Source organism: Streptomyces torulosus, assembly GCF_001419765.1.
Taxonomy (GTDB): domain Bacteria; phylum Actinomycetota; class Actinomycetes; order Streptomycetales; family Streptomycetaceae; genus Streptomyces; species Streptomyces torulosus.
The window spans coordinates 1-9365 of record NZ_LIRK01000232.1; the positions used below are offsets into that span (position 1 = coordinate 1).

Consider the following 9365-nt stretch of genomic DNA (forward strand, 5'->3'; position numbering starts at 1 on the left):
GCCCAGGTCTACGCCGTCCTCGCCATTCCCCGCCTCGGGCTGCGCGTCCCCGTCGCCGAGGGGATCGGGCGGGCGGACGTCCTCGACCGCGGGTACGTCGGCCACTACCCGCGGACCGCGCAGCCCGGGCGGCCCGGGAACGTCGCGCTCGCCGGGCACCGCAACACCCATGGCGAGCCCTTCCGGCACCTCGACCGTCTGGACCGCGGCGACGAGATACGGATCGAGACCCGCGACGCCGTCCACACGTACGTCGTCGACCGGACGCTCCCCCGCACCACGCCCGGCGACGGCGGCGTCCTGCGCCCCGTGCCGCGCAGCGGGGTGCTGCCGACGTACGGGTACGACAGGCCCGGGCACTACCTCACGCTCACCACCTGCACCCCGGCGTACACCTCCACGTACCGGCTCGTGGTCTGGGGCAAGCTCCGGTCCGTGCGACTCAGGTGAGAGCCGGAGTGGCCGCGGTCGCTGCCCCGCCCGGACGCGCTGTGTTGCCGACCTCCGCACCCGGTGCGACGGTGTTCGAGGCGCCACGCGGAGGCAACGGTCCGTCACGGGACCGCTCTGCCGCAGGCGAGGGCGCCGCGCGTCGACGTGCGGCCCAGCCGCGCCCACACGAACCTGCGCCATCTCGGCATGCCAGCGCTCCGTGAACCGACGCGCGTCCACGATCCCTCGGGGGCAGTGCACAGAAAGCGGGAAACTCAATGGCGAACGGCCCCATGGACAGGCGCGGTCACGACGGACAGCCCCAGCGCATGAACGGTGCCGGCACCCCCCAGGGTGCGGAGTACACCGGCAGGTACGTCGTCCTGCTCGATCCGGGCAACCAGGAGAGCGGACTGAACGCACTGCGTTCCTCCGCCGAGATCGCCTCCGTCGAACGCGTCCGCGGCAGCGACGTGGGCAACGTCTCCGAACTGCTGGAGCGCCCCGACGTCTCCGTCCACTTCGAGGAGCTCGCGGCCGCCGTCGTCGAGGTGCGGCCCGAGCAGCGCCACGCGCTGGTCACCGCGGCCGAGGCCGACCCGGCGATCATCGCCGCGGAGCCCGAGCGCATGGTGTACGCCATGCCGATCACCGCCCCGACGCAGGCGCCGACGGAGTTCTTCCCGGCCTACCGCAGCGACGAGGAGGTCGTCGACCGCCACACGCGGGCCGAGATCGCCGCCGCGCAGGGCCCGGCGGCGGACGAGCAGACCTTCACCTGGGGCCTTCAGGCCATCCGGGCCAACCTGTCCCACCTGACCGGTCGCGGGGTGAAGGTCGCCGTCCTCGACACCGGTGTGGACACCGACCACCCCGACCTGGCCGGCTGCATCGAGGAGACCATGTCGTTCGTGCTCGGTGAGTCGGTCGAGGACGGCAACGGTCACGGCACCCACTGCATCGGCACCGTCGCCGGCCCGGCCAAGCCCCAGCAGGGCCCCCGTTACGGCGTCGCCTGCGACGCCCGGATCCTCGCCGGCAAGGTCCTCAGCAACCGGGGCAGCGGCTCGGACGGCCAGATCCTCGCGGGCATCGCCTGGGCCATCTCCCGCGGTGCCCGGGTGATCTCCATGTCGCTCGGCGCCGCGGTCCGGCCGGGCGAGCTGTTCCCGCAGACCTACGAGATCCTCGCCCGGCGCGCCCTGGAGCGCGGGACGGTGATCGTCGCCGCGGCCGGCAACGAGAGCGACCGGCCCCCGGTCATCCACCCCGTCGGCCGGCCCGCCAACTGCCCCTCCATCCTCGCGGTGGCCTCCCTCGACCGGGCGCTCACCCCGTCGTTCTTCTCCAACGGCGGCATCAACGGGCAGGGCGGCGAGATCAACATCGCCGCGCCCGGCAGGGACGTACGGTCGGCGGCCCCCGGCGGCGGCTACCAGAACCTGAGCGGTACGAGCATGGCCACGCCGCATGTCGCGGGCGTCCTAGCCCTGCTCGGCGAGGCGAACCCGAACGTGTCCGCGGCCGACCTCGTGGCCCGCCTCAAGTCCGGCGCGTTCCCGCTGGCACAGCCCATCCGGGACGTCGGCCACGGTCTGCTGCAGGCCCCGTGAGCGAGTCCGCCGCTTCCGCGCCGGTCGGGGTCGTCCTCGCGGTCGACCCCGACCGGTTCGCGGAGGTCGTCGACGCCCTGCGGCGGGCCGGGCTGACGGTCACGGGCGAACAACCCGTCGTCGGCACGCTCTCCGGAACCGTCCCGGAGAACCGGATCGCGGCCCTGCAGGCCGTCGACGGCGTCGAGGCCGTCGACCGCGAACGCACGGTCCAACTGCCCCCGCCCGACTCTCCGGCCCAGTGAGGCCGCGGAACGCTTCCGGTGGGGCCGCGGTGCGGCCCCGGCGGACCCGGTGAAACGAACCCCACGCCCCGGACCCGGCATCGGTGTCCGGGGCGTCCTGTATAAACGGAGGGAGTTCGTGTCGCGTCGAAAGGGGGAGTGAGCCGTGTTCCGTGCCCTGGCCCCGCTGCGCCCCCTCGCCGTCGTGCTCCTCGTCCTCTTCGAGCTGTCCGTGCTGGACGCCGGCACCCTCTCCGCCGCCGTGGCCTTCGCGGCCACCGCCGCGGCCGGGTCGGCCTTCGCCGCCTGCGCGGTCATCGCCTCGCGCTGCGCCCCCGTCGTCCCGCGCACACGCGTACGGACGGCGATCAGGGACCGGGAGCGTCGTACGGCGTTCCTCGCCCAACGCGATCCCGACGCCCGCGGTCGTAGGCGACCCCGGGCGCCCGGACGTGCCCTCCTGACGGTCACCGCGTAGGGCACACCCCCACTTCCTCGCACCACCCCCGTGCCCCTCACGCGGGCCGTCGCGCCGAGTTCCCCGTCATCGGACGCCCCGGTCACCGGGCTGTTCCGGACCACTCCTGGCACGACGAGACCCCTGGAGGGCTCCCACCCATGTCCGTTTTCGCCGACCTTGTCGCGCGTCTCGCCGATCTGCTCGACCCGCTGTTCCACGCCTCCGCCACGGCCGCCGCGATCGTCCTGTTCACCGCGCTCGTACGGCTGCTCGTGCACCCCCTGTCCCGGGCGGCGGCACGCGGGCAGCGGGCCCGGGTCGCGTTGCAGCCGAAGATCGCCGAGCTGCGGAAGAAGCACGCGAAGAACCCGGAGAAGCTCCAGAAGGCGGTACTGGAACTGCATGCCGCGGAGAAGGTGTCACCGCTGTCCGGGTGCCTGCCCAGCCTCTGCCAGCTCCCCGCGTTCTTCCTGCTCTACCACCTGTTCTCCAACAAGGAGATCGGCGGCGAGGCCAACGAACTCCTCACCCACCGGCTGTTCGCGGCACCGCTCGGCGACCGCTTCGCCGACGCGCTGGGCGCGGGCGGTCTCCTCGGGCCGCAGGGCCTCGTCTACGTGGGGCTGTTCGTGATCGTCACCGGGGTCGCGGCCTTCAACTTCCGCCGCACGAAGCGGATGATGGCGGCGGGTACGGCCGGGATGCCGGCCGCCGGGGACGACCAGGTGCCGGGGCTGGCGACGAGCATGGGCGCCGTCAGCAAGATCATGCCGTTCCTGTCGTTCTTCACCCTCCTCACCGTGGCGGTGGTCCCGCTGGCGGCCGCGCTGTACGTGGTGACGAGTACGACGTGGAGCGCGATCGAGCGGGCGGCGCTCTACCCCGTGACCCCCGCGGCCACTCCGGCGCCCGCCGCCGCATAGCGGGACCGACCCCGGGAGGGGGCTACCAGCGAGTAGCGGTCCAGTCCGTGAACCGGGTCTTGCGGAGTGAATAGTGACCTTGGACGATCGACCAGTCCTCCGATGGCTGCACCCATCGGTCGGGCGGCCGGCGTTCGAGGGAGATGGTGACCATGAAGCTGCTGCGAGTCGGTACGGCGGGCGCGGAGCGGCCCGCGCTGCTCGACGCCGAGGGTGTCCTGCGGGACCTCTCGGCGATCGTGCCGGACATCGACGGCGAGCTGCTCGCGGACGAGGTGGCGCTCGGCCGGATCCGGGAGGCCGCCGAGGCGGGAGACCTGCCGGAGCTGGACGCGACCGGACTGCGGGTCGGGCCGCCGCTCGCCCGGATCGGCAAGATCGTCTGCATCGGGCTCAACTACCACGACCACGCCCGCGAGACGGGGGCCGAGCCGCCCGCCGAGCCGGTGATCTTCTTCAAGGCCGCGGACACCGTCGTCGGTCCGTACGACACGGTGCTCGTCCCGCGCGGGTCGGCCAAGACGGACTGGGAGGTCGAGCTCGCGGTCGTCATCGGCCGTACGGCGCGCTACGTCGAGTCCCGCGAGGACGCGCTCACGCATGTCGCAGGCTACGCGGTCTCCCACGACGTGTCCGAGCGGGAGTTCCAGCTGGAACGCGGCGGGACCTGGGACAAGGGCAAGAACTGCGAGACGTTCAATCCGCTGGGGCCGTGGCTCGTCACGGCGGACGAGGTGCCCGATCCGCAGAAGCTGGGGCTCCGACTGTGGGTCAACGGGGAGCTGAAGCAGGACGGCACGACCGCCGAGCAGATCTTCTCCGTGAGTGAGGTCGTGCGGTACGTCAGCCAGTTCATGACGCTCTACCCCGGGGACGTCATCAACACGGGGACGCCCGCGGGGGTGGCCCTGGGGGAGCCCGATCCCAAGCCGTTCCTGAAGGCCGGGGATGTGGTGGAGCTGGAGATCGAGGGGCTCGGGCGACAGCGGCAGGAGTTCGGGCAGGCGTAGCCGCGAGCCGCGAGCCGCGGGACGCCGGGCGCCTGAGGGGCGGGGGTGCTGCGGGGCGTCGGCGACCGCGGGTTGCGTGGTGGCCGGTCGCGCAGTTCCCCGCCCCCCTTTGGGTCAGCTGTCGCCGGACTGACGCTTCAAGTGCCGTTCCAGTGCCTCCACCACCATCGCGTGGTCCTCCAGTTGGGGCAGGCCCGACACCGTCACCGTACCGATGACACCCGTGCCCTCGACCGCCAGGGGGAAGGAGCCGCCGTGGGCCGCGTACTGGTCGGGGTTCAGGCGGGACGACGCCTCGAACGTCGTGCCCTTGGCGCGGAAGCGGGCGCCGACGAGGTAGGAGGAGGCGCCGTAGCGTTCCACGACGCGGCGTTTGCGGTCGATCCAGGCGTCGTTGTCCGGGGTGGAGCCGGGGAGCGCGGCGTGGAACAGCTGCTGCGGGCCGCGGCGGATGTCGATGGCCACGGGGGCCTCGCGCTCACGGGCCATCTCCACCAGCAGGGAGCCCAGCGCCCACGCGTCCTCGAAGTCGAAGCGGGGCAGGACCAGGCGGCGTTCCTGCGCCTCCAGTTCCTCGATGCCCGGCTTCTCGCCGCTCGCGGTCCCGGCGCTCGGCGACCCGGCGCCCGGCGTCCCGGTGCTCGGCGTCCCGCTGTTCGGGGTGTTCGTCATGCGAGCCTCACCGCCACTCCCTCCGCCGCCGACTTCCGCGCCGCCTCAAGGACGTCCAGCGCGGCGGCCGCCTCGTACGCCGTGACCGGGTTCTCGCCGGTGCCGTGCAGGGCGGCGGCCACGGCCGCGTAGTACGCGGGGTAGTCGCCGGGGACGGTCGGGACGGGGCTGCCGCCGCCGGTGGCGGGGGACTCGCCGGCGCCGATACGCCCCCACAGGTCCTCGGGCTCCACACCCCAGGGGGCGCCCGGCGTGGGACGCGCGCCGTCGCGGAGGTCGGCCTCCTGCGGGTCGAGGCCGTACTTCACATAGCCGGCCTCGGAGCCCAGCACCCGGAAGCGGGGGCCGAGCTGGGGGGTGACGGCGGAGGCGTAGAAGTGGGAGCGGACGCCGCTCGCGTGGGTGACCGCGATGAATGTGTCGTCGTCCGCCTCGGCGCCGGGGCGGCGCAGATCGGACTCGGCGTAGACCAGGGTGGCGGGGCCGAAGAGGGTGAGGGCCTGGTCGACGACGTGGCTACCCAGGTCGTAGAGGAGACCTCCGATCTCTGCGGGGTCGCCGGACTCGCGCCAGCCGCCCTTGAGTTGGGGCCGCCAGCGTTCGAAGCGGGACTCGAAGCGGCGGACCTCGCCCAGTTCGCCGTCGGTGAGGAGCTTGCGGAGGGTCAGGAAGTCGTTGTCCCAGCGGCGGTTCTGGAAGACCGACAGGAGCAGGCCGCGGGCGTCGGCCAGGGCGGCCAGTTCACGCGCCTCGGCCGCCGTGCCGGCGATCGGCTTGTCGACGACGACCGCGAGGCCCGCCTCCAGCGCGGCGGTCGCCAGCGGGACGTGCGTCTTGTTGGGGGAGGCGATGACGACCAGGTCCAGTTCGTCCGCCCGGTCCCACAACTCGTCCACGGTGGCCGCGAGTCGTACCCCGGGGAACTCGGCGCGGGCCTGCGCCTGCCGCTCCGGGTTCGAGGTGACGACCGTGTCGAGGGTGAGGCCCCCCGTCGCGGCGATCAGCGGGGCGTGGAAGACGGAGCCGGCGAGGCCGTAGCCGACCAGGGCCACGCGCAGGGGAGCGGCGGGGGCCGCACCGGGCGCGTCCGGTGCGGAGGGGGCCGTACCGGTGGAGTCCGTGCCGTTCGTGGTGCCAGTCATGCGTCCACTTAAGCAACGCTGTTGCCAAAGTGCAAGCACGGGGGACAATGGGGGTGTGAACGGTAATGGGAACGGCACCGGCAACCGGAACGGGCGCGCCGCGGGGGCGTCGGGAGTGAACCTCCTGGCGCTGCGCAGCCACAACGGCGCGCTGGTGCTGGACCTGCTGCGGACCGCGGGAGCGGCTGGGATAAGCCGCCTCGAACTGGCCGACCGGACGGGGCTCACCCCACAGGCCGTCAGCAAGATCATCGCCCGGCTCCGCGTCGACGGGCTCGTGACGGAGGCGGGCTACCGCGCCTCCACCGGCGGCAAACCGCGCACCGTCCTGCGGCTCGTCCCCGACGCCGGTCACGCGGTCGGGCTCCATCTGGACCGCGACGCGCTGACCGCCGTGGTCTGCGACCTCACCGGGACGGTGGTCGGCGAGCGGCGCGCCCCGCTGCACCTGGGCGCCGGGGCGGACGCCGTGGTCGAGAACGCGGCGCGCGAGGTGGAGGGGCTGCTCGCCGAGGAGGACGCCCCCCTCCTCGGCGTCGGTGTCGCCCTGCCCGGCCCCCTCGACCATCTGCACGGCGTGCTCCACCGGGTCACCGGGTTCCCGGAGTGGGAGGGGTTCCCGCTGCGGGCGGCCCTGGCCCGGCGGCTGCGGACCCCCGTGGTCGTCGACAAGGACACCAACGCGGCGGCGCTGCGGCTGGCCGTGGCCCTCGGGACGCACGGCTCCTTCGCGTACATCCACCTCGGTACGGGCCTCGGCGCCGGGCTCGTGATCGGCGGGGCCGTCCACCGGGGTGCGCGGACCCGTGCCGGGGAGTTCGGGCACCAGATCATCCAGCTGGACGGGCCCCCGTGCAGCTGCGGCAACCGCGGGTGCATCGAGGCGTTGTGCCTCGCGGCCGTCGCCCGGGGTGACGTGGACGAGGCCGCGCGCGTCCTGGGGGCCGGGGCCGCGAACCTCGTCGGTCTGCTCGACATCGAGCTGGTGCTGCTCGGGGGGCGCACCGTCGAGGAGCGACCCGACGTGTTCATCCGCGGGGTGGGGGCCATGCTCGACGAGTGGGCCCGGCTCCAGGGGGAGGAACCGTACGTGCCGGTACGGGTCGCCTCCGGCGGGTCGCTCGGGGTCGCGGAAGGGGCGGCCCAACTGCTGCTGGCACCACTGTTCGGTCGGGCCGACGGATAGGCCCGCCGGGCGTCGCTCGGACCGCCGACGCGGCGGAGCCGCATGCGTCACAGCCCCGCGCCCACGAGCGGTCCGCGGGGCGGCGCCCCTCCGGCGGCCCTCGGGCGCCCTCCGACGCCCCTGCCTCCGCTGATCGAGGGGACTTCCGCCGTCTCCCCGGCGGTCCCGGGCGTGGCTCCCCGCACGGTCCGGCGGCGCTGGCATGGTCATGTGTTCATGCGACTGTGTACTTGTCTGACCCTGGTGTTCGCCGTCGGAGCCGGCCTCGGCGGTGGTCCGGGAGTGGCGGTCGCGGCGGTGGGCGAGGCCGCCGACTGCGCGGGGGCCGACAGCGAGGAGTTCCCGATCCTGACCCGTATCGACGGGGGACCGGCCACCTATGTCGCCGGCGGTGGCTTCCGGACCTGGGCGGTGGAGCTCACCAACACCACCGACCGGACCTGCGCGGACGTCCACCCGGTGATCGTGCTGGTCGACGACGGGCGGGCCCTGAAGCGATCGCAGCCGCAGCTGGAGTACTTCGAGGACGCGAAGGGCACCACCTCCCGGCCGGTCGCCTTCGAGGAGACCGACTCCGACGAACTGGTCGGCGTGCTCGACGAGGACGGCGACGGCTTCACCGTGCCCGCCGACGGCACCCTCACCATCAAGGTGCGTCTCTCCGTCACCTCCGACGCGGCCGTGCCCAACGACGTCGTGGCCAACGCGGCCGTCGTCCAGCGGCGCGGCGACGACAGCGAATGGGTGGGGGAGTCCAACGACTACCGCTTCCGGATCACCGACGAGGACGAGGACGAGCACGAAAGGGAGAGCGAGGAGCGGGACCAGGACGCGGACGGGCGGCGCGACGGGGGCCCGTCACCGTCGGCGGGGAAGAGCGAGCGGCCCGCCGGGGACCGAGTGAGCGCGGAACCGGACCCGGCGCCGGACGCGGGACCGTACCCCGGGGAGCTGGCCGCGAGCGGCGCCGGACACGTCCTGCTGCCGTACGCCGTCGGGGTGTTGACCCTCGCCGTCGGAGGGGTACTGGCGGCAGGGGTGCGCAGACGTCGGCGGTGAACGGGCGGGACGGTCTCAGCGGCCAAGATCGCCCTCCTCATTTCAGCCACGCCACCCTAGGGTTGGGAGCCGATCCGCACGTACGGCAGGAGATCGCACATGGCAGAGCGCAAGCCCATCGAGTCGTGGCTCACCGACATGGACGGGGTGCTCATCCACGAGGGTGTGCCGATCCCCGGCGCCGACGCCTTCATCAAGAAGCTGCGGGAGTCCGGCCGGCCCTTCCTCGTGCTCACCAACAACTCGATCTACACCCCGCGCGATCTGCACGCCCGGCTCTCCCGCATGGGCCTGGACGTCCCCGTCGACCACATCTGGACCTCGGCCCTCGCCACCGCCCAGTTCCTGGACGACCAGCGGCCCGGCGGCACGGCGTACGTCATCGGCGAGGCCGGACTGACCACCGCCCTGCACGACATCGGGTACGTCCTCACCGACCACGACCCCGACTACGTGGTCCTCGGCGAGACCCGCACCTACTCCTTCGAGGCCATGACCAAGGCGGTACGGCTGATCAACGCCGGCGCCCGCTTCATCGCCACCAACCCGGACGAGACCGGCCCCTCCACCGAGGGCCCGCTGCCCGGTCGCCTTGGTGATCAGCGCGGCCACGGCGCCGGTCGCGGGCAGCGGGCCCTCGGTGG

At 73.3% G+C, this 9365-nt stretch carries 11 protein-coding genes; 9 read left to right on the forward strand and 2 right to left on the reverse strand.

Features of this window, described 5'->3' with window-relative positions; all coding sequences use genetic code 11:
- The 6 genes from AOK23_RS16565 to AOK23_RS16590 all read left to right on the forward strand — a co-directional run.
- Positions 1-450, forward strand: a 450-nt coding sequence (locus tag AOK23_RS16565; protein WP_055713480.1) for a class E sortase, incomplete at its 5' end; no start/stop codon positions are given.
- 260 nt (positions 451-710) lie between these two features.
- Positions 711-2045 (forward strand): S8 family peptidase, encoded by a 1335-nt coding sequence (locus AOK23_RS16570; protein WP_079049520.1) that lies wholly within the window; start codon positions 711-713, stop codon positions 2043-2045.
- A complete protein-coding gene (locus tag AOK23_RS16575; protein WP_055713481.1) occupies positions 2042-2290 on the forward strand; it encodes a hypothetical protein in 249 nt (82 codons plus the stop codon). The genes AOK23_RS16570 and AOK23_RS16575 overlap by 4 nt, the downstream gene beginning before the upstream one ends.
- A gap of 145 nt (positions 2291-2435) precedes the next feature.
- Positions 2436-2747, forward strand: a complete 312-nt coding sequence (locus tag AOK23_RS16580) for a DUF6412 domain-containing protein (RefSeq protein ID WP_055713482.1) — start codon at positions 2436-2438, stop codon at positions 2745-2747.
- Positions 2748-2887: 140 nt separating this feature from the next.
- Entirely contained in the window at positions 2888-3652 is a 765-nt protein-coding gene (locus AOK23_RS16585; protein ID WP_055713483.1) for a YidC/Oxa1 family membrane protein insertase, read from the forward strand.
- 152 nt (positions 3653-3804) lie between these two features.
- The gene (locus AOK23_RS16590) at positions 3805-4662 is read left to right on the forward strand and encodes a fumarylacetoacetate hydrolase family protein (protein WP_055713486.1); all 858 of its coding nucleotides are present in this window, start codon (positions 3805-3807) and stop codon (positions 4660-4662) included.
- 114 nt (positions 4663-4776) lie between these two features.
- On the opposite strand, the gene AOK23_RS16595 is transcribed toward AOK23_RS16590, so the two are convergent.
- Entirely contained in the window at positions 4777-5334 is a 558-nt protein-coding gene (locus AOK23_RS16595) for a heme-degrading domain-containing protein (RefSeq protein ID WP_240496413.1), read from the reverse strand.
- Positions 5331-6476, reverse strand: coding sequence for a Gfo/Idh/MocA family protein (locus AOK23_RS16600; RefSeq protein ID WP_079049521.1), 1146 nt, complete (start codon positions 6474-6476; stop codon positions 5331-5333). The genes AOK23_RS16595 and AOK23_RS16600 overlap by 4 nt, the downstream gene beginning before the upstream one ends.
- Here AOK23_RS16600 and AOK23_RS16605 point away from each other — a divergent pair.
- The 3 genes from AOK23_RS16605 to AOK23_RS16615 form a co-directional block, all read left to right on the forward strand.
- Positions 6475-7662 (forward strand): ROK family transcriptional regulator, encoded by a 1188-nt coding sequence (locus AOK23_RS16605; RefSeq protein ID WP_079049522.1) that lies wholly within the window; start codon positions 6475-6477, stop codon positions 7660-7662. The genes AOK23_RS16600 and AOK23_RS16605 overlap by 2 nt on opposite strands.
- A gap of 216 nt (positions 7663-7878) precedes the next feature.
- Positions 7879-8721 (forward strand): hypothetical protein, encoded by an 843-nt coding sequence (locus AOK23_RS16610; RefSeq protein WP_055713489.1) that lies wholly within the window; start codon positions 7879-7881, stop codon positions 8719-8721.
- A 99-nt stretch (positions 8722-8820) separates the two neighbouring features.
- Positions 8821-9365: HAD family hydrolase (locus tag AOK23_RS16615; protein WP_476718302.1), on the forward strand; the 545-nt coding region annotated here is incomplete at its 3' end.

Bases quoted from the DNA above. Each gene is read 5' to 3' on its own strand.
- AOK23_RS16570 (WP_079049520.1), top strand. From the start codon at position 711: ATGGCGAACGGCCCCATGGACAGGCGCGGTCACGACGGACAGCCCCAG.
- AOK23_RS16585 (WP_055713483.1), top strand. From the start codon at position 2,888: ATGTCCGTTTTCGCCGACCTTGTCGCGCGTCTCGCCGATCTGCTCGAC.
- AOK23_RS16590 (WP_055713486.1), top strand. From the start codon at position 3,805: ATGAAGCTGCTGCGAGTCGGTACGGCGGGCGCGGAGCGGCCCGCGCTG.
- AOK23_RS16595 (WP_240496413.1), bottom strand. From the start codon at position 5,334: ATGACGAACACCCCGAACAGCGGGACGCCGAGCACCGGGACGCCGGGC.
- AOK23_RS16605 (WP_079049522.1), top strand. From the start codon at position 6,475: ATGCGTCCACTTAAGCAACGCTGTTGCCAAAGTGCAAGCACGGGGGAC.
- AOK23_RS16600 (WP_079049521.1), bottom strand. From the start codon at position 6,476: ATGACTGGCACCACGAACGGCACGGACTCCACCGGTACGGCCCCCTCC.
- AOK23_RS16610 (WP_055713489.1), top strand. From the start codon at position 7,879: ATGCGACTGTGTACTTGTCTGACCCTGGTGTTCGCCGTCGGAGCCGGC.